This window comes from Kitasatospora sp. NPDC057904, from assembly GCF_042887925.1.
GTDB lineage: Bacteria > Actinomycetota > Actinomycetes > Streptomycetales > Streptomycetaceae > Kitasatospora.
Genome location: NZ_JBHVOL010000001.1, coordinates 495703 through 520429 on the forward strand (window position 1 = coordinate 495703; position 24727 = coordinate 520429).

At 73.5% G+C, this 24727-nt stretch carries 19 protein-coding genes; 13 read left to right on the plus strand and 6 right to left on the minus strand.

Going from position 1 to position 24727, the window contains the following annotated elements:
- Window positions 1-108 precede the first annotated feature (108 nt).
- Genes ACFVSN_RS02425 through ACFVSN_RS02435 form a run of 3 tightly spaced genes read left to right on the plus strand, consistent with a single transcriptional unit; the run spans window position 109 to window position 4575 of the window.
- Window positions 109-1782 carry an AMP-binding protein gene (locus tag ACFVSN_RS02425; RefSeq protein WP_387601068.1) on the plus strand — a complete coding sequence of 558 codons (1674 nt, stop codon included), beginning with the start codon at window positions 109-111 and terminating at the stop codon, window positions 1780-1782.
- Window positions 1779-4154, plus strand: a complete 2376-nt coding sequence (locus tag ACFVSN_RS02430) for a bifunctional salicylyl-CoA 5-hydroxylase/oxidoreductase (protein WP_387601071.1) — start codon at window positions 1779-1781, stop codon at window positions 4152-4154. Before ACFVSN_RS02425 ends, ACFVSN_RS02430 begins: the two co-directional genes overlap by 4 nt.
- Before the next feature lie 4 nt (window positions 4155-4158).
- Entirely contained in the window at window positions 4159-4575 is a 417-nt protein-coding gene (locus ACFVSN_RS02435; RefSeq protein WP_387601074.1) for an acyl-CoA thioesterase, read from the plus strand.
- Here ACFVSN_RS02435 and ACFVSN_RS02440 read toward each other — a convergent pair.
- Window positions 4552-5616 (minus strand): YncE family protein, encoded by a 1065-nt coding sequence (locus ACFVSN_RS02440; RefSeq protein WP_387601076.1) that lies wholly within the window; start codon window positions 5614-5616, stop codon window positions 4552-4554. The genes ACFVSN_RS02435 and ACFVSN_RS02440 overlap by 24 nt on opposite strands.
- A 107-nt stretch (window positions 5617-5723) precedes the next feature.
- The gene (locus ACFVSN_RS02445) at window positions 5724-6461 is read right to left on the minus strand and encodes an SDR family oxidoreductase (protein ID WP_387601079.1); all 738 of its coding nucleotides are present in this window, start codon (window positions 6459-6461) and stop codon (window positions 5724-5726) included.
- Window positions 6462-6615: 154 nt separating this feature from the next.
- Here ACFVSN_RS02445 and ACFVSN_RS02450 point away from each other — a divergent pair, with 154 nt between their 5' ends.
- Window positions 6616-7188, plus strand: coding sequence for a TetR/AcrR family transcriptional regulator (locus ACFVSN_RS02450; RefSeq protein ID WP_387601082.1), 573 nt, complete (start codon window positions 6616-6618; stop codon window positions 7186-7188).
- 16 nt (window positions 7189-7204) lie between these two features.
- Here the strand turns inward: ACFVSN_RS02450 and ACFVSN_RS02455 are convergent, their stop codons facing one another.
- Entirely contained in the window at window positions 7205-7855 is a 651-nt protein-coding gene (locus ACFVSN_RS02455) for a TetR/AcrR family transcriptional regulator (protein ID WP_387601085.1), read from the minus strand.
- 108 nt (window positions 7856-7963) lie between these two features.
- On the opposite strand from ACFVSN_RS02455, the gene ACFVSN_RS02460 reads away from it, so the two are divergent.
- On the plus strand, window positions 7964-8977 hold the full coding sequence (locus ACFVSN_RS02460; RefSeq protein WP_380491081.1) for an alcohol dehydrogenase catalytic domain-containing protein: 1014 nt from the start codon (window positions 7964-7966) through the stop codon (window positions 8975-8977).
- Between the two features lie 20 nt (window positions 8978-8997).
- Window positions 8998-11442 carry an NACHT domain-containing protein gene (locus ACFVSN_RS02465; protein ID WP_387601088.1) on the plus strand — a complete coding sequence of 815 codons (2445 nt, stop codon included), beginning with the start codon at window positions 8998-9000 and terminating at the stop codon, window positions 11440-11442.
- A 27-nt stretch (window positions 11443-11469) separates the two neighbouring features.
- On the opposite strand, the gene ACFVSN_RS02470 is transcribed toward ACFVSN_RS02465, so the two are convergent.
- The 3 genes from ACFVSN_RS02470 to ACFVSN_RS02480 form a co-directional block, all read right to left on the minus strand.
- Window positions 11470-12624 (minus strand): oxygenase MpaB family protein, encoded by a 1155-nt coding sequence (locus ACFVSN_RS02470; protein WP_387601091.1) that lies wholly within the window; start codon window positions 12622-12624, stop codon window positions 11470-11472.
- A 196-nt stretch (window positions 12625-12820) separates the two neighbouring features.
- Window positions 12821-13165 carry a hypothetical protein gene (locus ACFVSN_RS02475; RefSeq protein WP_387601094.1) on the minus strand — a complete coding sequence of 115 codons (345 nt, stop codon included), beginning with the start codon at window positions 13163-13165 and terminating at the stop codon, window positions 12821-12823.
- 160 nt (window positions 13166-13325) lie between these two features.
- Entirely contained in the window at window positions 13326-16064 is a 2739-nt protein-coding gene (locus tag ACFVSN_RS02480) for a glycosyl hydrolase (protein ID WP_387601096.1), read from the minus strand.
- A 300-nt stretch (window positions 16065-16364) separates the two neighbouring features.
- On the opposite strand from ACFVSN_RS02480, the gene ACFVSN_RS02485 reads away from it, so the two are divergent.
- The 7 genes from ACFVSN_RS02485 (at window position 16365) to ACFVSN_RS02515 (ending at window position 24663) form a co-directional block, all read left to right on the plus strand.
- Window positions 16365-16658: a hypothetical protein gene (locus tag ACFVSN_RS02485; RefSeq protein WP_380435225.1), complete on the plus strand. Its 294-nt coding sequence runs from the start codon at window positions 16365-16367 to the stop codon at window positions 16656-16658.
- 134 nt (window positions 16659-16792) lie between these two features.
- Window positions 16793-17458, plus strand: a complete 666-nt coding sequence (locus ACFVSN_RS02490) for a response regulator transcription factor (RefSeq protein WP_380435226.1) — start codon at window positions 16793-16795, stop codon at window positions 17456-17458.
- Window positions 17459-17469: 11 nt separating this feature from the next.
- A complete protein-coding gene (locus tag ACFVSN_RS02495) occupies window positions 17470-18795 on the plus strand; it encodes a sensor histidine kinase (protein ID WP_387953594.1) in 1326 nt (441 codons plus the stop codon).
- Between the two features lie 52 nt (window positions 18796-18847).
- Window positions 18848-21118 (plus strand): alpha-N-acetylglucosaminidase, encoded by a 2271-nt coding sequence (locus tag ACFVSN_RS02500; protein ID WP_387601104.1) that lies wholly within the window; start codon window positions 18848-18850, stop codon window positions 21116-21118.
- A gap of 66 nt (window positions 21119-21184) precedes the next feature.
- A complete protein-coding gene (locus tag ACFVSN_RS02505) occupies window positions 21185-22792 on the plus strand; it encodes an FAD-binding oxidoreductase (protein ID WP_387601107.1) in 1608 nt (535 codons plus the stop codon).
- A gap of 95 nt (window positions 22793-22887) precedes the next feature.
- A complete protein-coding gene (locus ACFVSN_RS02510; protein WP_387601110.1) occupies window positions 22888-23652 on the plus strand; it encodes an SDR family oxidoreductase in 765 nt (254 codons plus the stop codon).
- A 39-nt stretch (window positions 23653-23691) separates the two neighbouring features.
- The gene (locus ACFVSN_RS02515) at window positions 23692-24663 is read left to right on the plus strand and encodes a sigma-70 family RNA polymerase sigma factor (protein WP_380435231.1); all 972 of its coding nucleotides are present in this window, start codon (window positions 23692-23694) and stop codon (window positions 24661-24663) included.
- Window positions 24664-24727 lie beyond the last annotated feature (64 nt).

Sequence of the window (24727 nt, forward strand, 5' to 3'; positions counted from 1 at the left end):
CACGCACCCAGACGCCGCCACGCCCGCCCTCCGGGCGGACGGCGGGGGTTCGAAGACAGGCCCGCGGCGCCCCCACCGCCCGCGAGTTCCCCCGGAAGGACCCGTCCGTTGTCCCTCTCACCCTCGGCCCACCAGGACACCTTCACCCGCGACCACCTCCCGCCGGCGGACCACTGGCCGACGATCGAGTTCACCACGCCGGAACTGCACTACCCGGACCGGCTCAACGCCGCCACCGAGCTGATCGACCGCCCGGTGGCGGAGCACGGCCCCGACCTCCCCGCCCTCCGCACGCCCGACGGCGAGACCTGGTCCTACGGCCTCCTCCGGCGCCGCGCCAACCAGGTCGCCCAGGTGCTCACCGAGGACCTCGGCCTCGTGCCCGGCGGCCGCGTGCTGCTCCGCTCGCCCAACAACCCCTGGGCGGTGGCCGCGTGGCTCGGCGTGCTCAAGGCGGGCGGCGTGGCCGTCACCACGATGGCCGCGCTGCGCGCCCGCGAGCTCGCCCCGGTCGTGGAACGCACCAGGCCCGCCGTCGCACTCGTCGACCACCGCCACACCGAGGAGGTCGAGCGGCTCCAGAACGCCTCCCTCGTGATCGTCACCCACGGCGCGGACACCCCGGACGACCTCCTCGCCCGCACCGCCGCCAAGTCGGGCGAGTTCACCAACGTCCCGACCGCCGCCGACGACGTCGCCCTGCTCGGTCCGACCTCCGGCAGCACCGGCGTCCCCAAGATCACCATGCACTTCCACCGCGACGTGCTCTCCATCGACCACACCTTCGGCCGCCCCCTCCTCGGCCTCGGCCCCGGCGACACCGTCGCGTGCTCCGCGCCGCTCGCCTTCACCTTCGGCCTCGGCATGCTCGTCGTCTTCCCGCTGCGCGCCGGCGCCTGCGTGCTGCTCACCGAGACCGCCACCCCGCTCCAGCTCGCCGAACACGTCGAGCGCCACGGCGTCACCGTCCTCGCGACCGCCCCCACCGCGTACAAGGCGATCCTGCGGGAGGAGCAGGAGCACCGGCTCGCCGGGCTGCGCGTCGCCGTCTCGGCCGGCGAGCACCTCCCGCAGAGCACCTGGGAGCAGCTGCGCGACCGCCTCGGCCTGCGCGTCATCGACGGCATCGGCGCCACCGAGCTGCTGCACATCTTCATCTCCGCCGCCGGCGACGACATCCGCCCCGGCGCCACCGGCCGCCCGCTGCCCGGCTACCGGGCCACCATCCTCGACCTCGACGGCCACGAGCTCGGCCCCGGCGAGCCCGGCCGGCTCGCCGTCATCGGCCCGGTCGGCTGCCGCTACCTGGACGACCCGCGCCAGGACGAGTACGTCGTGGACGGCTGGAACGTCACCGGCGACCTCTTCCACCGCGACGCCGACGGCTACTTCTTCTACCAGGCCCGCAGCGACGCCATGATCGTCTCCTCGGGCTACAACATCGGCGGCCCCGAGGTCGAGGCCGCCATCGACACCCACCCGGACGTCGTCGAGTCCGGCGTCGTCGCCAAGCCCGACCCCGAACGCGGCTCCGTCGTCTGCGCGTTCGTCGTCCTGCGCGACGGCGTCCCGGACGGCGAGGCGGCCGCCGCCAAGGCCAGGGAGATCCAGGACCACGTCAAACAGGTCCTGGCCCCCTACAAGTACCCGCGCGACGTGCGGTTCTGCGACGCCCTGCCCCGCAACACCAGCGGCAAGCTCCAGCGCTTCGTGCTGCGCCGGCTCGTCGCGGACGGCGAGCGCAGCGGCGGCCAGGCCCCTGCCGAGAAAGGAACCCAGTGAAGATCGCGATCGTCGGCGGCGGCCCCGGCGGCCTGTACCTCGCCGCGCTCATGAAGCAGCTCGACCCCGCCCACGAGGTCACCGTGTGGGAGCGCAACGCGCCCGACGTCACCTTCGGCTTCGGCGTGGTCTTCTCCGACGAGACGCTCGGCGGCATCGAGAACGCGGACGCCGAGTTCGCCGCCGCCATGGCCGACCGCTTCGCCCGCTGGACGGACATCGACATCCACGTCGGCGGCCGCACCCACACCGTCGGCGGCCAGGGCTTCGCCGCCATGAGCCGCCGCGAGCTGCTGCACCTGCTCCAGGAGCGCTGCCGCGGCCTCGGCGTCGACCTGCGCTTCGGCACGCCCGCGCCGGACACCGCCGCGCTGCGCGCCGGGCACGACCTGGTCGTGGCCGCCGACGGCGTCAACTCGGCCGTCCGGCAGGCGAGTCCGGACGCCTTCCGGCCCACGCTCGACACCCGCCGCAACAAGTACATGTGGCTCGGCACCGACCTGGTCTTCGAAGCCTTCCAGTTCTTCATCAAGCAGACCGAGTGGGGGACCATGCAGGTCCACGGCTACCCCTACTCCGCCACCGGCTCCACCTTCATCGTCGAGATGCACGAGGACGTGTGGCGCCGGGCCGGCTTCGACACCGGCCCCGACCTCCCGCCCGGCGCCTCCGACGAGCCCGCCGTGGAGCGGATCCGCGCCCTGTTCGCCGACGAGCTCGACGGACACCGGCTGTTCGCCAACAACTCGCGCTGGCTCAACTTCACCACCGTGCGCAACGAGCGCTGGCACGACGGCGGGCTCGTCCTGCTCGGCGACGCCGCGCACACCGCGCACTTCTCGATCGGCTCGGGCACCAAGCTCGCCATGGAGGACGCCCTCGCCCTCGCCGCCTGCCTGCATGAACACCCCACGCTGGACGGGGCGTTGACGGCCTACGAGGCCGAGCGCCGCCCGGTCGTCGAGTCCACCCAGCGCGCCGCCCAGGCCTCCCTGGAGTGGTTCGAGAACATCGGCATGTACACCGGCCAGGAGCCCGTGCAGTTCTGCTTCAACCTGCTCACCCGCTCCCGCCGCATCACCTACGACAATCTCCGCACCCGCGACCCGCGCTTCGCCGACCGCGTCGACGAGGCCTTCGCGAAGGCGCAGGGCGCCGACAGCGTCGTCCCGGCGATGTTCCAGCCCTTCCGGCTCGGGCCGCTGGAGCTCAAGAACCGCGTCATCGTCTCGCCCATGGACATGTACTCCGCCGTCGACGGCCTCCCCGGCGACTTCCACCTCGTCCACCTCGGCTCGAAGGCGATGGGCGGTGCCGGCCTGGTCATGACCGAGATGGTCTGTGTCTCCCCCGAGGGCCGCATCACCCCCGGCTGCACGGGCCTGTGGAACGACGGGCAGCGTGACGCGTGGCAGCGCATCGTCTCCTTCGCGCACGCCAACTCGACCGCCCGGATGGGCCTCCAGCTCGGCCACTCCGGCCGCAAGGGCTCGACCCGGCTCATGTGGGAGGGCATGGACGAACCGCTGGAGCAGGGCAACTGGGACGTCGTCGGACCGTCCGAAGTCCCCTACGGCCCCGCCTCCGCGACGCCGCGCGAGCTTACCCGCGCCGAACTCGACCGGATCACCGCCGAGTTCGTCGCCGCCGCCCGGCGCGGCGCGGAAGCCGGCTTCGACCTCCTCGAACTCCACTGCGCCCACGGCTACTTGCTCTCGTCCTTCCTCTCCCCGCTGGCCAACCACCGCACCGACGAGTACGGCGGCCCGCTGGAGAACCGCCTGCGCTACCCCCTGGAGGTCTTCGACGCCGTCCGCGCGGCCTGGCCCGCCGACCGCCCGGTGATCGTGCGCATCTCCGCCACCGACTGGGCCCCCGACGGCAACACCGAACACGACGCCGTCGAGATCGCCCGCGCCTTCATCGCCCACGGCGCCGACGGCATCGACGTCTCCACCGGCCAGGTCACCAAGGACGAACGCCCCGCCTACGGCCGCTCCTACCAGACCCCGTACGCCGACCGGATCCGGCACGAGGTCGCCGCGGTCACCGGCACCGCCGTCATCGCCGTCGGCGCCATCGCCTCCTACGACGACGTCAACTCCATCCTCATGGCCGGCCGCGCCGACCTCTGCGCCATCGGCCGCACCCACCTCTACGACCCGCAGTGGACGCTGCACGCCGCCGCCGAACAGGACTACCGCGGCCCGGCCGCCGACTGGCCCCTCCCCTACCGCGCCGGCAGCCGCAAACCCCCCACCTCCCGCACCGACGCCATCCGCCCCCGCCTCACCCTGCTGCGCGCCGAGGACCCCGACCGGGCCGTCCACCTCCGCTGGACCCCGCCCCGTGAACCGGCCCCCGTCTCCTGAGCCGGTGGACGGTGCGCGCTTCGCGAGCGCCGTCCACCGCAGCCGCGTCGAGTGGATGGACACCGACGCGGCCGGCCACCACCACAACACCGCGATCGTGCGCTACGTCGAGGCGGCGGAGGCCGAGTTGATGCGCACCCGCGGCATCACCGGCTACTTCGGCGCGGCCCCGCGCGTCCGCTACGAGGCCGACTTCAGCGCGCCGCTGTGGTTCGGCCAGGAGGTGACGACCGAACTCACCGTCGAACGCATCGGCACGACGTCCATCACCCTCCGCTTCGAGATCCGCGCGGAGGACGGCCGACTCGCCGCCTCGGGACGGTACGTGGCGGTTCACGTCCCCCGCGGCGAGCGCACGAGCACCCCGTGGCCCGCCGCGTGGGTCGAGGCCTGGTCGTCAGGGAAGGGGGATCACGTGTAGCCGCGCCTGGTAGCCGCCGTTGGACCCGCCGGCGACGAGGGCGTCCGGCCCGACGGCGAGGCCGCTGAGCTGCTCCTCGGCGACGGTGACGCCCTCCTCCGGGACGGTCTCGCCGGTCGCGGCGTCCACGGAGAGGATCTGCGCCTTGTTCGGGGCGTTGTCCTTCACCGCGTAGAACCGGCTGCCGTCCGCCCCGGCCCGGGCCGTGTTCACGGTCGAGCCCTCGGGGGCGAGCGTGACGTGCCGGCTCACCGTGTCGGTCGCGGGGTCGATGAGGTCGCCCCGGCCGGACGAGCCCCCGTCGACGGCGAAGAGCCGCGTGCCGTCCGGGGAGAAAGCCAGGTCGAACTCGGCGGCCGAGACCGTCCCGGCCACCGTGCCGACGAGGGCCGGGCCGGCCGTCCTCCAGTGCTGGATGCCGCTTGAGGTGCCGATGTACAGGTCCCGCCCGCCCGGCCGCACCACCGGGGCACCCACACCGCTGGAGGGCAGCGGGACGGAGCCGGTGAACACCCGCCGAGCGGTGTCGAAGGTGAGCATCCGACCCGGACCCGGCTTCTGCTTGTAGTGCATCGGCCCGCGCTGCGACACGTACACCGTGCCGCCGTCCGCGCCGACGGCCAGGCCGAGCGCCGGGCCGGCGCTCCAGCGGGCCGGGCGCGGCTGGTCGGGCAGCGCGACGGTCGCGAGCACGGCCCTCCCCGCGGTGTCGACGACGACGAGCCGCTGCCCGTCCGCGACGTACAGCCGCGAACCGTCCGCGCTGAGCGCGGCGTTGACGCCCCACTCCAGCGCGCCCAGCCCCACCCGCCCCCGCGTCGCGCCCGTCCGGACGTCCACCGTCTTGACGCTCACGCTGCGGTCGCTCTCGACGGCGACGACGTACAGCGTGCCGCCGTCCGGGCTGACGAGCGGCACCGGCCGCTCGCCGCTCACCGTCACGACGGTCTCGCCCGCGGGCGCGGCCTGCGCCGCCGCAGTGCTCGTCGGTCCGAGCACGACGACGGCCGTCAGAGCCGCGATGCGCATCCTCCTGGACATGCTTCTCCTCCCCTTGCTGCGTATGCGATCCCCCAACGGGCACGCTAGCGGACGGAGTTGACATCTGTCAGTCAATTCTCCGCTTGCGGAGAAGATGTGATGGACGGTCAGGCCTGCGCGGTGGGCCGGACGACGATCTCGCTGACGTCGACGCCCTCGGGCTGCCCGATCGCGTAGCCGATGGCCGAGGCGATCGCCGACGGCGGCATGGCGATCTCGTCGCGCTGCCGGGTCATCGCGGCGGCCGCCTCGGGGCTGGCACCCTTGCCGACCCCTTCGGTATTGGTGAAGCCGGGCGAGACGAGGGTGACGCGCAGATCGGGCCCGGATTCCTGCCGCAGCCCCTCGGTGAGCACCTTCACCGCCGTCTTGGTCGCCGCATAGACGCCCTGCGGCGACTTGACGACATAAGCGGCGGTGGAGGCGACGTTGACGAACTGGCCGGAGCACTGGCGACGGAAGACCGGCAGGGCCGCCCCGATGCCGTTGAGCAGGCCGGTGATGTGGGTGGCCACCATCGCGTCCCAGTCGTCCTGACGCAGGTCGTCGAACGGCGAGACGGCCATCGTGCCCGCATTGGAGACGAGGACGTCGAGCCGGCCGTACCACTCGACGGCGGTGTCCGTCAGCCGCTGGAGGTCCTCGCGGCGCGTGACGTCGACGATGACACCGACGGCGGTGCCGCCCTTCGCCGTGATGCCGTCCACGACGGCGGCCAGACGGTCCTCGCGCCGGGCCCCGAGCACGAGCCGGGCGCCTTCCTCGGCGAGGTACGTCGCGGTCGCCTCCCCGATGCCGCTGCTGGCTCCCGTGATCGCGATGACCTTGCCCTGGATACCCGACATGATCGGTCCCTTCCCCTGGCTGCGTGCGGGTCGTCACCACGACCCACAGTGAAAGCGGAGACGCCCCCACTTATTCTCACGCTAAGTGGGGATGCCTCCGCTTAGCAAGTCGATAGGCTGCCGCCAGACTTCCGGGAAGGGATGGCGAACACCGATGAGCGACGTAGCGCCGCGACCGCTGCGGGCCGACGCGCAGCGCAACAGGGAGAAGATCCTCACGGCCGCCGTGCGCGTCTTCACGACGGAGGGCCTGGACGCCCACCTGGAGCGCATCGCCAGGGAGGCCGGCGTCGGCAGCGCGACGCTGTACCGCAACTTCCCCACCCGCGAGGCCCTCGTCGAAGCGGTCTACCGCAACGAGGTGGCCCACCTGTGCGAGGCCGCCCCCGCCCTGCTCGCGCAGGAGCCGCCCATGCAGGCCCTGCGGGCGTGGACGCGCCTCTTCCTGGACTACGTCACCGCCAAGTACGGCATGATCGACGCCCTGCGGGCGATCGCCGCGACCGGGAGCAGCCCCTACGGGCACAGCCGGGAGATGATCCAGGCCGCCATCACGTCGCTGATGGACGCCTGCACGGCCGCCGGGGCGATCCGCACCGACATCCGGCCCACCGACGTCTTCGCCGCCCTCGAAGGCATCGCCCTCACCTCGGCGGGCGCCGAACACCGGCCGCAGGCGGAGCGCCTGCTCGACCTCGTGCTGGACGGCCTCACGGTCCGTCCGTAACGCCTCGCGGCCGGACTCAGGCGGCGACCAGTGCCAGCCGGATCCAGCGCTCGGCCTCCGCGGTCGCGGCCGTCACGTCGAACGCGTCCGGGTCGGTGGCGCCCTGGACGACGAGCCCCTTGACCAGGCCCACCATGGCCAGCGCGAACGCCCCGGGGTCCAGCGCCGCCCGCACCTCACCCCCGGCCACGCCGTGCCGGACGACGTCGGCCACCCACGCCCGCGTACGGGCGTCCAATTCCGCGACCGCCGCCGTCAGCTCGGACGCCCCCGCGAGCGCCTCCGCCCCGAGGACGACGAACGCCCGCCCCAGGTCGGTGGGCTTCCGCACCCCCTCCAGGCACCCCCGGGCGAACCCGCACAGCTCGTCCACCGCCCCGGCACCGCTGCGCTCGGGCGCGGCGGCGGCCATCGCCTCCGCCAGCGCCTCCTCCTGCAGCCGGGCCAGCAGGGCGGCCTTCGAGCCGAAGTAGTGCGAGGCCAGCCCCCGGCTGAAGCCCGCCTCCTCCCCCACCCGCGCGAGCGTGACGCCGGCACTGCCGTGCTGGGCGATCAGCCGGGCCGCGGCGGCGATCAGGGCGGCCTCGGCCTGGGCGCGCCGCTCGGCCTGGGTGCGGCGGGACGGGGTGCCCGGAGAAGCGGCGTCCGGACCATCGTGCGTGGGCATGGCACCATGCTAGTGTCGAACTTGCTTGTTGACCAACAAGTAAGTGCGCGGGGCGGGCCCGGAGACGATCCCCCGGCCGCGCCGCCCCCGTCGGAAGGGAAGATCCGGATGACCGCCACGATGCTCGCCGGCCGCCTCGACGTCACGAAGGGCACGTTCGCCGTCGAGGAGGTGCCCGTCCCGGTGCCCGGCCCCGGCGAGGTCCTGATCAAGGTCGAGGCGGCGGGCGTCTGCCTGTCCGACGTCCACCTGATCGACGGCACCCTCAAGCCCTTCTACCTCCCCGGCGACAAGGTGACCCTCGGCCACGAGGTCGCCGGCACCGTCCACACCCTCGGCGAGGGCGTCACCACCGCCGCCGTCGGCGACCGCGTCCTCCTCCAGGCCGGCGAGCACCGGGGCGGCGTCGTCTTCACGCGCGGCGTCGACTACGACGGCGGCTGGGCCGAGTACAGCCTCGCGACCGCCACCACCCTCGTGCCGATCCCCGACGAACTCCCCTTCGAGCAGGCCTGCTTCATCCCCGACGCGGTCTCCACCCCGTGGGCCGCCATCACCGCCACCGGCGCCGTCCGCCCGGCCGAGGCCGTCGGCGTCTGGGGTGTCGGCGGACTCGGCGCCCACGGCGTCCAACTCCTGCGCGCCATCGGCGCCTTCCCCATCGTCGCCGTCGACCCCCTCCCCGCCGCCCGCGAACGCGCCCTCGCCTTCGGCGCCGACGCCGCCCTCGACCCGCTCGACCCCGGGTTCGCCGCCCACCTGCGCGAGGCCACCGGCGGCCGCCCGCTCGCCGCCGCCTTCGACTTCGCCGGCGCGGCCCCCGTGCGCGAGCAGGCGATGGCCGCCCTCGGCGAACGCGGCCGCCTGGTCCTGGTCGGCCTCACCGACCAGCCCCTCACCATCACCAAGGGCACCATGGTCAGCTTCCTGCGCCAGGAGATCCGCGGCCACTACGGTTCCCAGTCCCAGGACGTGATCGACCTCGTCGCCCTCACACGGGGCGGCCGCCTCGACTTCTCCCGCTCGGTCAGCGGCACCTTCCCGCTCGCCGACGCCGCCAAGGCCGTCGAAGCCCTGGAGCAGAAGGCGGGCAACCCGATCCGGCTGATCCTCAAGCCCTGAGGGAATGTCATCATGACGGCGTGACTGACTCGGTACACAACAACCTTGACGGACAGGTCACGGGGAATGTGATCCAGGCGCACACCGTCAACAACTACGCGCCCCCTTCGCCCGCCGAGGACGAACTGGCCAGACACGTGCTCGTCCAATGGGAAGACGAGGCCAACGCCCGCCGGTTGACCGGTTCCGTACGCATGCCGGTTCGCTGGGACGCACGGCAACTCGGCGCCCTCGAAGAGTCGATCGACACTGATGAGGCACTCTCCCGGATCCGGACGCTCGACCCCGCCCGGCTGGTCATCACCGGACCCGCCGGAGCGGGGAAGTCGTCCCTGGCAGTGCTCCTCGTCCTCGACCTGCTGCACCACCGGAAGTCGGGGGATCCCGTTCCCGTCCTGCTGTCGCTCTCGGGCTGGACGCCCAAGAAGAACCTTCAGGACTGGGTCATCGAGCGCATCCAGCAGGACTACCGGGCCGCGGCGCGCCCTGCATGGAATCACGAGGTGCAGTCGTTGGTCACCGGGAAGAGAGTCATCCCCATCCTGGACGGCCTCGATGAGCTCATGTCCCTCTCCGGCCAGGAGGTCGTCCTCGGAATCGACGGCTGGCGCGCGAACACCAAGGTGCCCCTGGTCCTGCTGTCGCGGCCGGAAGCGATCGAGAAGATTCCCCCGGACTCCGAACTCCGGCACATCCCGGTGATCCAGGCCTGTCCGATGTCCCCGGAAGCCGGACGGCACTATCTCACCGGGAAATGCCGTGAGGACCAACTTCCCCAGTGGGAAGAAGTCTTCGAGCAGATCACACGAAGTCCTGACGGACCCGTCGCGGCGGCCTTCTCCTCACCCCTGATGCTCTGGCTCGCGACGAAGGTCTACGCGAGCGGGGCCCGAGATCCTCGCGCACTCCTCGACTCCGCAAGGTTTCCGACACGCGCGGACGTCGAAGGCCACCTCCTCGACGAGTTGATCCCCGCCGTTTACTCGCGGGCCCCGGCATCCGCCTCCAAATCCAAGCCCGTCCGCCGGTGCGGTGTGAAGGACGCCCGGACGTACCACGACTTCCTGGCCCGGCAGTTGATCCGCCGCCGGACACAGGACATCGCGTGGTGGCAGCTGCGCGGCGTGGTCACGCATCCGCTCGCATGGGGCGGCATCGTCCTCACGGCCGTCCTGGCGCTCCTCTCCCTCGACCGGCTCCTGTGGCCCGGCACCACCACCGAAGCGATCGACCTCGTCGCCGAGTTGGCCACCATCTCCACGGTCCTCGGACGCACCACCGCCCGGCACCTGTTCCCCGGCCTCGACGGCCGCCCCCGCCGGCCGGCCGCACCCAGGATCCAGGTCATCATGGCCCTGCTCGCCGCAAGCCTCGTCGGTGCGGCAACGGTCGTTCCGGGCGGCGTCCCCGCGGTCGTGCCCACCGTCGCCCTGCCCACGCTGTCGGGCCTCCTCCTCACGCGGCGGGCCGAGTACGACACGGCCACGAAGCCCAGGATGCTGCTCGCCGACGAACGGCGGATCGCCCTGATCGAGGCGGCGGTCGTCGCACCCGCCATCGCCGGGCTCTCGATGGCGGTCTTCTCGCAGACCCACGACAGTCCCCTCATCCCCACCGTGTCCTTCCTCACCGCCTGGTCCTGCTCGGCCCTGGCCCTCGTCGCGATGAGCCGATGGGGGCGCTGGACCGCCACGCGGGTCGAACTGTGGCTGTTCGGGCGCCTTCCGTGGGACGTGATGGGTTTCCTGGAGGACGCACACGGACTGGGCCTGCTGCGCCAGGTCGGCGGCGTCCACCAGTACCGGCACACCGAACTGCGCCGGCGCCTCGCCGGAGCGGACGCCGACCGGTCCGCGGCCGAGGCGTGGACACCGCGCACCGTCCTCATGCGCAGCAGCGCCCACACCGTCCGCACCGTGTGGTTCCTCGCCCTCGACCTCGCCATGCCGGTCCTCGCGTACCTCGCCGTCGCCTCGCCGCTCACTGCACACGACGGCCCGAGAGCGGACTGGCAGCAGAGCTGGGACCTGTTCCGCAGGCACCAGTTCCAGTTCGTGGGGGTGACGGTCACGCTCGTCCTGATGGCGGTCGCCCTGTGGGCCGTGGCCACGAGGCTCCGGATCGACGCCGAGACGGTCGAGATCAACCGGGGCCGCAAACTTCGAGTGCGGTGGGAGGACGTGACTGCGGTGCGGGTTCACGGGACCGACGGCGACGTCCTGCCGAACCAGTACCACGTCGCCTTGGAGCTCAAAGAGGGCCTGATTGTCCCGAAGGCCCTCACTGACTCGAAAGGCTGGGCCCGCATCTGGGACCTCGGCCCGACCAGCGCCCTCCCCCTCGACCTCGAAGCCGCCCTCGTCTACTTCGCCGGCGACCGCTGGAAGGGCAGCGGTGACGGGTGGGACCACCGACAAGGTCCCTCTGACGCCCTGGAGGAAGCCGGCCGTCGGGCCCGGCCCTGAGCGGGCGGGGCCCGAAGGGCTGGGGCGTCAGCGGTTGTCGTGGAGGTCCTGGTGCATCTGCGGCTGGTCGTCCTGGTCGTGGGTGAGGGCGTACCGCTCGACCTTGCTGAACGCCTCGGACACGGCTCCGAGGATGTCCTTGTACGGGTTGACGCCCGTGACCTGCTTCGCGGCGCCGCCGAGCAGGCCGCCACCGATGCCGCTGACGATGCCGTGGCCGGCGGCCGCGACCTTGCCCGCCTCCGACAGCGGCGTCCGGTCCAGGCCGGCCATGTCGGCGTACTTGTCGGTGAGGGCGACGCGGGAGAGGGCGAGGTAGGCGTCGCTCATTCCCGGCTTGAGGAAGTCCCGGTAGAACCTGACGGCCTGGGCGGTCATGAAGACGCCGTCCTCCGACTTCCGCCATTCCCGGTCGCGTTCCTGGTTCCACAGCCGTTCGAGCTCATCGGCGTCCTTGGGCAGCTGCCACCTCTCCGGGGTGCCGAGGTAGTGGTTGACGTAGTGCCAGGCGCAGACGAAGCCGCGGGCGTCGTCCTTCGACACGTCGATCCCGAGGTTCCGCATGGCCTGCAGGATCTGGGTGCTGAAGACGCAGGCGGCGCCGGTCGTGTACTTCTGCGAGACCGGCTCGCCCCACTTCGCGTAGTCCCACTCCCCGCTCTTCTTGTGCAACTGCCGCACCGAGGCGTGGACCAGGCGCACCTTGGTGACGTTCGCGGCCAGGGTGCCGTTGCGCAGGGCGTCCTTGTCGCCCATGTCGATGAACAGCCGGCTGGACTGCGAGAGCCGTCGGCCGGGCCCTTCCACGCCGCCCAGGCGGCCGGTCGAGCGCAGGGTGAACGCGCCGGTCGGGGAGAGGTAGGTGCCGATGAGGCCGACGGTGCCCTGCAGCATGGACGCCTCGCCGTGGTGGTGGGCGAAGAAGCCCTCGGCGGCCTTGACGTCGGCCTCGCTCCAGTCCGGCGGCGGCGCCGCCGCCTCGCGCAGGAAGTCGGCCAGCCGGTCGGGCAGTCGGGTGAGGTCCTGCCCGGGCTTGAGGGTGCCCACGGTGCGGAAGAGGGCGTTGACCCCGTCGATCTCCCTCTTCTCGATCAGCTCCGAGACCAGGGCGTCGGCCTCCGGGTCGCCGACCGTGCTCGCTGCCTCGAGTTCGGCCGTGACCGTTGCGGCTGTCAGTGCCACCAGCAGTACCTCGTTTCTGGGGTTCGGGTGCGTCCCGCGCCACGAGGCAATCGAGTTCGTGCTCGCATGATGCCCTGGCGGCAGCGGGTGTGCGCGAGCGTACTGTTCATCAGGCATACGGACGATCGCTCGAATGGGGGACCCCGGCGCGCGCCCTGTCCGCAGGGGGCGCACACCTGGGAAGCGCGAACTCGCGCTACCCCGCCGGGACCGGGCGGTGCGGGAGGTCGGTGGGGTTGTCGGGGCCGAGGGAGAAGGTCGGGGCGGGCGTCGGGCGCATGGGCGGCGGGGTGGTCACGGCCGTGCTCGGGGCGGTCGGCATCGTCGTGGGCCGTCCCGTGGCGGTGGGCGTCGGCGCAGCAGGCGAGCTGGACGGGCTCGACGCCGTGGACGGGCTCGGCGCCGTGGACGGCGTGGACGGCGTGCCCGTGACGGCCGGTGTCGGCGACGGAGTCGGCGGCGCGGCCGTGGAGTTGCACGCGGCGGTGGCCAGCGCGAGGAGCAGGGTGCCGGCGGCGATGGTGGCGGCGGGTCGCTTCACGGGGCGGGGTCTCCTGATCGTCGGGGGTCGCCGCTTGGACGGTGCGGCCCCCGAACCGGTTCCGCAACGCCGGTTCCGCAACGCCGGTTCCGCAACACCGGTTCCGCAACGCCGGTGCCCGGCCCGCCGACGTTCGGCGGGCCGGGCCTCAGTGGAACGCTCAGTCCTCCTGGTCCCCGGCCACGTCGCCGACCACGTCCCTGTAGTCGAAGCGCCGCAGGTCGACGGCCCAGATGCCGCGCCCGAAGGTGGCCGCGTACAGCTTGCCGTCCGGGCCGGTCTTCAGCTGCTGCACGGACGTCGTCGGCAGGTTGCGGCCGAGGACCTTCCAGTCCGTGGCGCCCGGCGCCCGGTAGAACGCCGCGAGGTCGGTCCCGAGGGCGAGGCCGCCGTTGGGCAGGATCTTCACCGAGTCCGCGGGCACGTCGGGCAGGTTGGCCGAGATGTCGGTCCAGGTGACGCCGCCGTCCCGGGACTCGAAGACGTGCCCGATGCCGGCGCCGGGCCCCTCGGTCCAGGACCGCGAGAAGCCGTTCATGGCGACGAACACGTGCTGCGCGTCGTTCTCGTCCACGGCGAACGACGAGATGTACCGGTTGGGCAGGGTGCCGTCGACCGGCAGGTTGAGCTGGTGCCAGCCCGTCCCGTCCGTGTTCCCCACCGCGATGCCGCGCGTGAAGCCCTGGTTGTTGCAGGGCCCGCACCACCCCGCGTACACGGTGCCGTTGACGGTCGAGACGGCGGTGGCGAAGTGCCCGGCACCGAGGTCGTAGGCGCTGGTCCACTCGCTGCCGCTGCGGATCGCGTAGCCCTTGTGCTGCACCCAGATGTGCCGGCCGCCGGCGATCCAGGTGTTGACGTCCTTGGGGTCGGCGGCGAGCGGGGCGATGAAGCGGGCGGAGTTGGTGGCCTTGTCGGGCGGGGCGACCTCGTAGGACGTGGCCTTGCTGGGGTCGGAGTTGCCGGAGCCGTCGTTGACGGCGCAGTTCTGGGTGACCCATACGTCCATGTAGACGTATTCCTGGGCGATGTTGCACCCGTTGCCCGGGTCGACCAGCGTGTCGCCGCCGTCGCCGCCGAAGTTGGAGCCCATCACCTTGTCGTGGGCGCGCAGGATCGATTCGCCGTTGTCCTGGAGGCCGCCGCTGACGCTGACGCCCCGCCCGGAGCGGTCCGAGAGGTCCTTGCCCACGCCCACCGAGTAGTACTGCAGGGTGTCGATGGTGCCGTCGGCGAGGGACTTCCAGTCCTTGGCGTGCCCGCCGGAGTCGACGGCGCCGTTGACCGGGCGGGTGTAGATGCCGCCGTCGTTGCCGACGTACACGCTCGCCTTGCCGTGGTAGGTGCCGATGGCGACGGCGTGCTGGTCGGAGTGGGTGGTCGGCGAGCAGTCGCCGGTCTGCTTCGTCGGGTCGATGCTCCAGCAGGGGAACGGGAAGTTCCAGTAGGGGCCGGGGACGATCCAGGAGGCACCGCCGTTCTTGGTCTCCAGCACCTCCTCCAGACCGGCGTAGACGTGGTCGGGGTTGGCCGGGTCGACCTGGAGGAACTGGTTGTACCAGGACTGGATGCCCGGCTGGTAGCCGGCGCCCTGGAGGGCGGAGCCCGAGTTCTTGATCTTGTCCTTGTCCGCGATGAGCGTCCACGGACCGGACGGTGAACCGGACTTGGAGACGTAGATGCCCTTCAGTCCGGAGTCCGGGTTGTGCGCGGTGAGGTCCGGCGACTGGTCGATCGCGTAGTAGCGCGAGCCGTCCGCCGAGCGCGCGAAGGTCACGTTGCCGACGTTCGCCGCGTCCGTCGGCAGGTCGCCCAGTGACGCGACGCGCTGCCAACTCCCGTCCGCGGCCTTGCTGTAGAAGCCGTTGTACGTGTCGCCGCCGCGCCAGCCGACGGCCAGGACCACCTTGGACGGATCCTTGGGGTCGATCGCGATGTCGTTGGCGATGTTCTTGTACGGCGCACTCGGGTCGCCCGCCTTCGAACCCCCGGGCAGGTACTCGGGGTTGGGCACGAACTCCTGCGTCCACGGGCCCGAGAGGTCCGTCGTCGAGTGGCTCCACACACCCCGGCTGGTGGCCGCCCACACCTTGTCGCCCGCGAAGCGCAGCGCGTGGATCGTCGTCGACTCCAACTCCGCCCCGCCGACCCGGTTCCCGGGCTGGAACTGGCCGCGCTTGGGGTCGGCGAGCACGTAGACGCCGGTGCCGACGTAGGAGACCGCGCCCGTGTTCGACTCACCGGTCGCGTACCAGAGCCGCCCGGTGCCGTCCAGGTCCAGCGTGCCGGTGGACAGCGACGGCAGCTTCTCCGAGATCGACTGCCACTGCCCGCCGCCGGTCCGGGAGCGGAACACGCCGCCGTTCGCACCGCCCGCGTACACGTACCCGTCGTCGTCCGCCGCGATGCCGGTGATCCGGCCGGTGACGAAGCCCGCGCCGCCGCTGGAGTTGGAGTTGACGTCGCGGTAGCGCGGGTCGTCCGCGTTGTACGGCTTGCTCGTCACCTGCTCCCAGCGGCCGCCGGCGCTCGGCATCGACTTCAGCTGCGCCCAGGCCGCGCCGTACGCGCCGGGGGCGACGACGCCGGGGGCCGTGCGGGCCTCGGTGTACTGCGCGGTGCCCTCGGCCGCGTTCTCGGCCTCGTCCGCGCCGCCGTCGTCCCCGCCCCGGTCGGCCTTCGCCGAGAACGCGGGCCCGGCCGCGCCGCGGCCCTCCTGGACCTTTCTCGCGTGCTGCTGCCCGATCTCCTGAAGGTGCTGCGCCTGGTGCGGGCGGGGCCTGGGCGGCTCGGAGGCGGCGAGCGCCTGGGTGGTGGTCAGTCCGAGGGCGGTCAGGGTGACGGCCGGAAGCAGCAGCCGTCGACGTTGCCTGTTGGGCACGATGTCGGTCCTCCCCATGCGACGGGCCGCGCGGTCGCGCGGCCCGGTGGCAGTCCGAGCGGAAGCCTCGCGGGTCCGACCGGCCGGTGTGAAGGGAGTGTGCACGAGGGAGAGCCGAAACTACGTCAGATGAGAGAGTCGACGCGCGACGGATGACCCGCCCGGACGCCCGTGGTGCTGCGTGCTGCGTGCTGCGTGCTGCGTGCGACGCACGCCGCACGCCACACCGTCGGTTGCGGCTCCCCGCTTCAGCGAATCCTCAGGTACCCCCCGCAACACTCTGTTCCGTAGTCGGACGGTAGGCGGACGGAGCAGTCGATGTCGGAATCCATACGCGGCTCGGCGCGGGCCGGGGGGCTCCTGCGCCGGGCCGGGTGGTCGGCGGTCGCGCTGGCGGCGGTGGTCGGCGCCGGAACCGCCGCGCGGGAGATCGCGAGCGCGGACGTGCGGCCGCTCCACGTGGTGTGCGAACACGCCGCCTCCGCCGGGCACCACCGGCTCGCGATGCGCTTCTGCCGCGGCGGCATGGACCGCTGGACGACACCGGCGGGACGGCCCGGGCCGACCGGCCACCACCGGGCTCATGAGTTCCTCAGGTTCCCGCTGTCATGATCCTCCGCAGACGGCGCGCCTCCCGGTCCCCCACGGACGCGGAGGCGCGCCGCCCCTCGACCCTCCCCGGAGGCGCGTTCGTGCCCGCAGGACCGCCGACGGCCCCTCCCCGGGCCGTGGATATCCTGGCCGGCATGCGCATATTGGTGGTCGAGGACGACGAGGACCTGCGGTTCGCCGTGGCCGCGGCCCTGCGGGGCGGCGGGCTGGCGGTCGACGAGGCCGGGGACCTCCCGGCCGCCGACGAGGCGCTGTTCGTCACCGGCTACGACTGCGTCGTCCTCGACCGCATGCTGCCCTCCGGCGACTCCGCCGACTACGTGCGCCGGATGCGCGCGGACGGCCGGACCGTCCCGGTGCTGTTCCTCACCGCCCGCGACACCGTCGCCGACCGGGTCGAGGGCTTCGCCACCGGCGGCGACGACTACCTGGTCAAGCCCTTCGCCGTTCCCGAACTGGTCGCCCGGGTGCACAACCTGTGCCGCCGCACCACCGTCGCCCGCCCGCCCGTGGTGCGCCTCGACGGCCTGGAGATCGACACCGCCCGCCGCACCGTGCACCGCGACGGCGTCCGGCTGACCCTCACGATCAAGGAGTTCGCCGTCCTGGAGACGCTCGCCGCCCGCCCGGGCCAGGCGGTGCGCCGCGCCGAGCTCATCGAGCGCTGCTGGGACGAGCTGACCGAACCCAACTCCAACGTCGTCGAGGTGCTCGTCTCCCAGCTGCGCCGCAAGCTCGGCGAACCGGCCCTGATCCACACCGTGCGCGGCGTCGGCTACCGGCTGGAGTCGCACGCGTGAAAGCCGCACGCGTGAAAGCCGCACGCGGGCGGACCACGGGCTGGAAAGCACTCAAGAAGGACGTCCCGCCCACCCCGGCCGGCCGGATCCGCCGCCTGCGCCGCCGCATCGCCCTGCTCTTCGCCCTGGTCAGCGCCCTCGCCCTGGTCGGCATGGCGGTCGTCGCCGTGCACGCGGACGACGACGCCTGGCGCTCCCAGGTCGACTCCGACCTGAAGCTGCGGACCAGCGAGTTCGCCGCCGACCTGCACTACGACGAGCAGGGCGCCCTGGAGTACCCGGACCCCAAGGAGGGCGGCTACGACTGCCCGCCGGTGACGCTCTTCACCGGCACCGCCGAGCAGATGACCGTCGCCGCCCGCCCGCACCGCGCCTGCCTGACCGTCCCCGCGGACGCCTACCAGGCGGCCGCCGACGACGCCGCGCGCGAGGGCGACGTCGTCCGGCTCACCACCACCGCGCCGAACGGCCACCAACTCCGGCTCTCCGCCCAGCCGTTCACCGGCCCGAACCAGGACACCACGGACCCCGTGGCCGTCGCCGCCGTCGACATCTCCGGCAACCTGGCCGACCACGACCGCCTCGCCCTGCTCCTCACCGCCGCCTGCGCCGTCCTCGTCGCCCTCTCCGCCCTCGCCGGCCACTGGCTCGCCGGCCGGGCCGTGCGCCCCGCCCTGGACGCGCTCGACCAGCAGGAGGCGTTCCTCGCCGACGCCGCCCACGACCTGCGCACCCCCGTCGCCTCCGTCCGCGTCCTCGCCGAGACCGGCCTGCGCGGCGAGGCCGACACCACCGAGATCCTGCGCCGCACGCTGCGCCAGTCCACCCGGATGAGCGAGCTCGTCGACGACCTGCTGACCCGCGCCCGGCTGATGGCCGGCGCCGTCCCGCTCGACCGGGAACCGCTGCGGCTCGACCAGCTCGTCGACGCCGTCGTCGCCGACACCCCGGCCGACGGGCACCGCGTCGCCGTCCGCGCGGAGCCCGTGATCGTCCTCGCCGACGCCGGGCTGCTGCGCCGTGCCATCGCGAACCTGCTCGGCAACGCGCTCGCCCACGGGCACCGGCCGGGCCAGCCGGCCGACGTCGAGGTCACCGTCACCGCGGACGGCACCGTCGCCGTCGACGACGCGGGCCCGGGCATCCCGCCCGAGCGGGCGGCCTCCCTGTTCGAGCGCTTCCACAGCGGCGGTGGTTCGAGCGGCCTCGGCCTGTCCATCGCCGCCTGGGTGGCCCACGCCCACGGCGGCTCCCTCACCATCGACCCGAGCACCCGCGGCGGCACGCGCTTCCTGCTGCGCGTGCCCGTGCACAAGCCCCCGCGCTCATCCGGGTGAGGGCCCGCGAGCCGGGGGCACCGCGCCGCAGGGAGGTGCGACCGTCGGTCGCATGCCGCTGATCGCACGCTCCGACCGCCGCGCCGTCCCCGTGCTGCTCCCCCTGCTCTGCGTGTGCGCCGCCCTGGTACTCGTCCCGGCACCCGCCGCGCGCGCATCGGCTCCTTCCGACCCTGTGCGCGCATCAGCCCCCTTCGACCCCGCGCCCGCCGTCGCCGCCCTCACCCGGCTGCTGCCGGCCCACGCCGCGCAGATCAGCCTCGTCCCCGAGGCGCAGGCCGCGCCCGGCGTCGACGCGTTCACCGTCTCCGGCGCGCCCGGCGCGATCCGGGTGCGGGGCACCTCGCCCGCCACGCTGCTGACCGGCGTCGGCTGGTACCTGCGCAACGTCGCCCACGCCGACATCGGCCTGCCCGGCGACAGCACCGCGGCGCTCCCGGCCACGCTGCCGCCGGTGCCCACCCCGCACACCGACTCCGCCGTCGTCCCGCACCGCTACGCGCTCAACGACACCGACAACGGCTACTCCGGCCCCTACCGGAGCTTCGCCGACTACCAGCACGAGGTCGACGTCCTCGCGCTGCACGGCTTCAACGAGGTCCTGGTCACCGTCGGCGCCGAGGCGCCGTACCTGCGGGCGCTCCAGGGCTTCGGCTACTCCGCCGACGACCTGCGCGCCTGGATCCCGGCGCCCGCACACCAGCCGTGGTGGCTCCTGCAGAACATGTCCGGCTTCGGCGGCCCGGTCTCCGAGCAGCTGGTCGCCGCCCGCGCCGCCGTCGGCCGCCGGGTCTGCGACCACCTGCGGGCGCTCGGCATGACGCCGGTGCTGCCGGGCTACTTCGGCACCGTCCCGACCGACTTCGCCGAGCGCAACCCCGGCGCCGCCGTCGTGCCGCAGGGCACCTGGACGGCGTTCGCCCGCGACTCCTGGCTCGACCCCACCGGCCCGCTGTTCGCCGAGGTCGCCGCCGCCTACTACGCCGCGCAGCGCGACGCGTTCGGCGACAGCGCGATGTACAAGATGGACCCGCTCCACGAGGGCGGCACCGCGGGCGGCGTCGACGTACCCGCCGCGGCCGGCGCGATCCAGCGCGCCCTGCTCGCCGCGCACCCCGGCGCCGTCTGGGCGGTCCTCGGCTGGGAGCACAACCCCACCACGGCCCTGCTGGCGGGCGTGGACCGCAGCCTGATGCTGATCGTCGACGGCCTCTCGGACCGCTACGACGGCCTGGACCGCGAGTCCGACTGGGGCGGCACGCCGTACGCGTTCGGCACGATCCCCAACTTCGGCGGCAAGACCACCTTCGGTGCCAACACGGGCGTCTGGACCACCCGCTTCCGCCAGTGGCTCACCAGGCCCGGCAGCGCGCTCAAGGGCATCGCCTTCATGCCCGAGGGCACCGGCACCGACCCGGCCGCCCTCGCCCTCTTCGCCGACCTCGCGTGGTCGCCCGCCGGACTCGACCGGGCGGCCTGGTTCACGGCGTACGCGACGGCCCGCTACGGCCGCCCGGACGCCCACGCGGCGGCGGCCTGGGCGCAGCTGCGCGAGGGCCCGTACGGCATGCCGTCCGACGGGTGGAGCGAGCCGCAGGACGGGCTGTTCACGGCCCGGCCGTCGCTGACCGCCTCGACCTCGGCGTCCTGGTCGCCGAAGGCGCTGCGCTACGACCCCGCGACCGTGCGCGGCGCCCTCGCCGAGCTCCTGGCGGTGGCGCCGGAGCTGCGCGCCACCGACGCCTACCGGTACGACCTCGTCAACGTCGCCCGGCAGGCGCTCGCGGACGAGAGCCGCCGGCTGCTCCCGGAGATCGCCGGGGCCTACGGCGCGGGGGACCTCGCCGCGTTCCGGTCGCTGGTGAGCCGCTGGACGGCCGCCGGGGACGACCTCGACCGGCTGGCGGCCACCGACGCCCGCTTCATGGTGGGCACGTGGCTCGCCCAGGTGCCGTCCTGGGGAGCCACCGACGCCGAACGCGACCAACTCCAGTACGACGCGCGCTCGATCCTCACCACGTGGGGCGGCACCCGGGCCGAGGCCGAGGACGGCGGCCTGCACGAGTACGCCGCGCGCGAGTGGTCCGGCCTGGTCGCGGACCTCTACGCCAAGCGCTGGGCGGCGTTCTTCGCCTCGCTGGAGGTCGCGTTGACGCAGCACACCCGCCCGGCGCCCGTCGACTTCTTCGCCCTGGACGACGCGTGGGCGCGCTCGACGTCCGCCTACCCGACCGCGCCGGTCGGTGACCCGGTCGACGTCGCGACCGCCGTCGCGGCCGCTGTTGCGGCGCCGCTGGAGCAGCCGTCAGAGTCTTCGCGTTGACAACCCGCCCACGGTACGGCGACCGACTACCCGGTGCCGTGGGTGGCCTACACCCGAGGAGTGGGCATGAGCCACGACCGTCCGGCAGCGCACCCCCCGCAGCGGCCCGGCCGGAGGCAGGTCCTGCGGCTCGCCGCCGCGCCCCTCGCGGCGGCGGCGCTCGCCGCGTGCGGCGGGCCGAAGCCGGAGCCGTCGCCGGACCCGTCGACCTCCGCGAACAGCCCCACGCCGTCGCCGACCCCCACCCCCGTCGGCCCGCCCGACTGGGCCGCGCTGGCGAAGGACCTCAGTGGGACCGTCATCGGCCCGCAGGACGGCCGCTATGACGACGCGAGCCACCTCTACCAGCCGCAGTTCGACGGCCTGCGCCCCGCCGGGATCGTCTACGCCGCCACCCCCCAGGACGTCGCCACCTGCCTCGCCTTCGCCCGCCGGTACGCCCTCCCGGTCGCGGCGCGCAGCGGCGGGCACAGCTACACGGGCTGGTCGTCGGGCAGCGGGATGGTGCTGGACGTCGGGTCGATGGCGGCGGTCTCCGGTTCCGGCGGCACGGCGACGGTCGGCGCCGGCGCCCGGCTGATCGACGTGTACGCGGGCCTGGCGGCCGACGGCGTGACGGTCCCGGCGGGCTCCTGCCCGAGCGTGGGCGTCGCCGGGCTGACGCTCGGCGGCGGCATCGGCGTCACGTGCCGCGCGTACGGTCTGACCTGCGACAGCCTCACCGGCGCCCAGATCGTGACGGCCGACGGGCGGGTCCGCCAGGTGGACGCTTCGACGGACCCCGACCTCTTCTGGGCGCTGCGCGGCGGTGGCGGCGGCAACTTCGGCGTGGTCACGTCCTTCACCTTCCGCACCCACCCGGCGCCGACCTGCGCGTACGCGTTCCTCTCCTGGCCCTGGTCGTCCGCGGCGCCGGCCGTGGCGGCCTGGCAGACATGGGTGGCGAGCGCGCCGGACCCGCTCTGGGCCAACCTCCACCTCGACACCTGGCCGGACGGCCGTCAGCGCCTCACCAGCACCGTCAACTACCTCGGCCCGAAGTCCGAGCTCGCCGGCCTGATCGACCGGCTGACCGTCGCCCCGGCCACCGCCTCACTCCACACGGCGCCGTTCCTGGACACCATGAAGGAGATGGGCGGCGTGGCCGGCTGGTCGGAGGCCGCCGCCCACCTGCCCGGCAGCCTCCCCGGCCAGAACCCCGACGGCAGGCTGACCCGGGGCTCGTACGCGGCCCGGTCCGACTTCTACACCCGGCCGATCGACCCGACCGGGATCGCGGCGCTCGTGGCCGCCGTCGACCGGTACCCGCAGAGCGTGCCCCAGGGCGGGAGCGCCTCCGTCTCCTTCGACGCCCTCGGCGGCGCCGTGAACCGGGTGGCCCCCGGCGACACCGCCTTCGTCCACCGGAACGCCCTGTTCGGGGCCCAGTACATCACCAACTACCCCGCGCCCGGCGCCGGTTCGGGACCCGCCGTGGACCAGTCCCAGGCCTGGCTGAAGGACGTCTGGACGACCATGCGCCCGTACGCGAGCGGCGAGGCCTACCAGAACTACCCCGACCCTACCCTCGCCGACTGGGCCCAGGCCTACTACGGCAGCAACCTCGCCCGCCTGCGCCAGGTGAAGGACGCCTACGACCCGGACGGACTGTTCCGCTTCCCCCAAGCCGTGTAGTCCGCCAGAAATCTTCCGGACGCGCGACGGTTTTCCGGGGTCCCGCCGGTCTTGATTGGCGACCGTGTCCCACCAGCCCTCCCCGGGAGCCCCCGATGTCCGACACCATCCCCAGCGCCGTCCCCACCACCATCCCCACCGCCGTCGTCACCGGTGCCGGCCGCGGCTTCGGCCGCGCGATCGCCGGGGCGCTCGTCGCCCGCGGCACGCACGTCATCGGCATCGCCCGCACCGGGGCCGACCTGCTCGCCGTCCGCGAGGAGCTCGGCGAGCGCTTCACGCCCCTCACCGGCGACGCCACCGACGAGGCGCTCGCCGCCGAGGTGATCCGCACCCACCGCCCCGGCCTGCTCGTCCTCAACGCCGGGACCGTGCCGCCCATGGCACCCGTCCAGGAGCAGACGTGGGAGAGCTTCGGCCGCGCCTGGGAGGTCGACACCCGGCACGTCTTCACCTGGACCGGCGCCGCCCTGCGCGAGCCGCTGGCCCCGGGCAGCGTCGTCGTCTCCATGTCCAGCGGCGCCGCGCTCTTCGGCTCCCCGCTCAGCGGCGGGTACGCGAGCGCCAAGGCCGCCGTCCGCTACATCCGCTCCTACGCCGCCGGGGAGTCCGAGCGGGCCGGGCTCGGCATCCGGTTCGTCGCGCTGCTGCCGAACATGACCCCGGTCGGCGGGGTCGGCGACGCCGGGGTCACCGGATACGCCGCGCAGGCGGGCCTCGACCGGGAGACTTTCCTCGCAGGGCGCGGGCCGATCGTCACGCTGGAGCTGATCGGGAAGGCGGTGACCGAGGTCGCCGACGACCCCGACGCCGCTGCCGAGTACCGGGTCGAGGGCACCGGGCTCGTCCCGCTCGCCTGAGACCGCACCCGAAAGCCGTTCCGGAAGGACCCCCCCGCGATGCCGTCGAACGCCGAGTTCACCGCCCTGGCCGAACCGTTCCGGCCGGAGCTCCTCGCCCACTGCTACCGGATCCTCGGGTCGGTCCACGACGCCGAGGACCTGGTCCAGGACACCTACCTGCGGGCGTGGCGGGCGTTCGACGGCTTCGAGGGCCGTTCCTCGGTGCGCCGGTGGCTCTACAAGATCGCCACCATGGCCTGCCTCACCGCCCTGGAGACGCGCTCCCGCCGCCCCCTGCCGTCCGGGCTCGGCGCCCCCGCGGACGACCACCGGGTGGCCGTGGCACCCCGCGAACCGTCCGTCCCGTGGCTCCAGCCGGCGCCGGACGCGCTGTTCGGCGCCGGCGACCCGGCGGTGACCGTCGCCGCCCGGACGGGCGTGCGCCTCGCCTTCATCGCCGCCCTCCAGTACCTCTCCGCCCGCCAGCGCGCCGTGCTCACCCTGCGCGACGTCCTCGGCTTCCGCACCGCCGAGGTCGCCGCGATGCTCGACACGACCACCGCCGCCGTCGACAGCGCGCTGCGCCGCGCCCGGGGCCGCCTGGCCGAGGTGGGCCCGGTCGCGGACGACCTGGCCGAGCCGGACGAACGCGTGCGCCGCGGCCTCCTCGACGACTACGTCGACGCCTTCACCCGCGCCGACCCCGACGCCCTCGTCGACCTCCTGCGCGTCGACGTCGAGATGGAGATGCCCCCGACGCCGACCTGGTTCACCGGCCGCGAGGCCGTCCTCGGCTTCCTGTCCGCCCGCATCCTGCGCCCGTCGCTGTGGCGGATGACCCCGACGACGGCCAACGGCCAGCCCGCCTTCGTCGTCCACCGCCACGCCGGCGCCGGCCGCTACGAACCGTACGGCGTCCAGGTGCTGACCCTGGTCGGCGCGCGCGTCGCCCGCATCACCGCCTTCAACGACCCGGCCCTCGTCCCGACCTTCACACCGGCCGGCGTCGGAGGCCTTGCCACGAGTTAGTGCATGTCGCACTCTGGCGCGAACGGGACGGCGGAACAGGGGCCGCGAAGAGGACGACGACGGG

What these genes read in the sequence shown, in the direction of transcription:
- ACFVSN_RS02440 (WP_387601076.1), bottom strand. Translation starts at nt 5,616, where the DNA reads ATGTCCAGGAGGATGCGCATCGCGGCTCTGACGGCCGTCGTCGTGCTC.
- ACFVSN_RS02445 (WP_387601079.1), bottom strand. Translation starts at nt 6,461, where the DNA reads ATGTCGGGTATCCAGGGCAAGGTCATCGCGATCACGGGAGCCAGCAGC.
- ACFVSN_RS02450 (WP_387601082.1), top strand. Translation starts at nt 6,616, where the DNA reads ATGAGCGACGTAGCGCCGCGACCGCTGCGGGCCGACGCGCAGCGCAAC.
- ACFVSN_RS02455 (WP_387601085.1), bottom strand. Translation starts at nt 7,855, where the DNA reads ATGCCCACGCACGATGGTCCGGACGCCGCTTCTCCGGGCACCCCGTCC.
- ACFVSN_RS02460 (WP_380491081.1), top strand. Translation starts at nt 7,964, where the DNA reads ATGACCGCCACGATGCTCGCCGGCCGCCTCGACGTCACGAAGGGCACG.
- ACFVSN_RS02480 (WP_387601096.1), bottom strand. Translation starts at nt 16,064, where the DNA reads ATGGGGAGGACCGACATCGTGCCCAACAGGCAACGTCGACGGCTGCTG.
- ACFVSN_RS02485 (WP_380435225.1), top strand. Translation starts at nt 16,365, where the DNA reads ATGTCGGAATCCATACGCGGCTCGGCGCGGGCCGGGGGGCTCCTGCGC.
- ACFVSN_RS02490 (WP_380435226.1), top strand. Translation starts at nt 16,793, where the DNA reads ATGCGCATATTGGTGGTCGAGGACGACGAGGACCTGCGGTTCGCCGTG.
- ACFVSN_RS02500 (WP_387601104.1), top strand. Translation starts at nt 18,848, where the DNA reads ATGCCGCTGATCGCACGCTCCGACCGCCGCGCCGTCCCCGTGCTGCTC.
- ACFVSN_RS02505 (WP_387601107.1), top strand. Translation starts at nt 21,185, where the DNA reads ATGAGCCACGACCGTCCGGCAGCGCACCCCCCGCAGCGGCCCGGCCGG.
- ACFVSN_RS02510 (WP_387601110.1), top strand. Translation starts at nt 22,888, where the DNA reads ATGTCCGACACCATCCCCAGCGCCGTCCCCACCACCATCCCCACCGCC.
- ACFVSN_RS02515 (WP_380435231.1), top strand. Translation starts at nt 23,692, where the DNA reads ATGCCGTCGAACGCCGAGTTCACCGCCCTGGCCGAACCGTTCCGGCCG.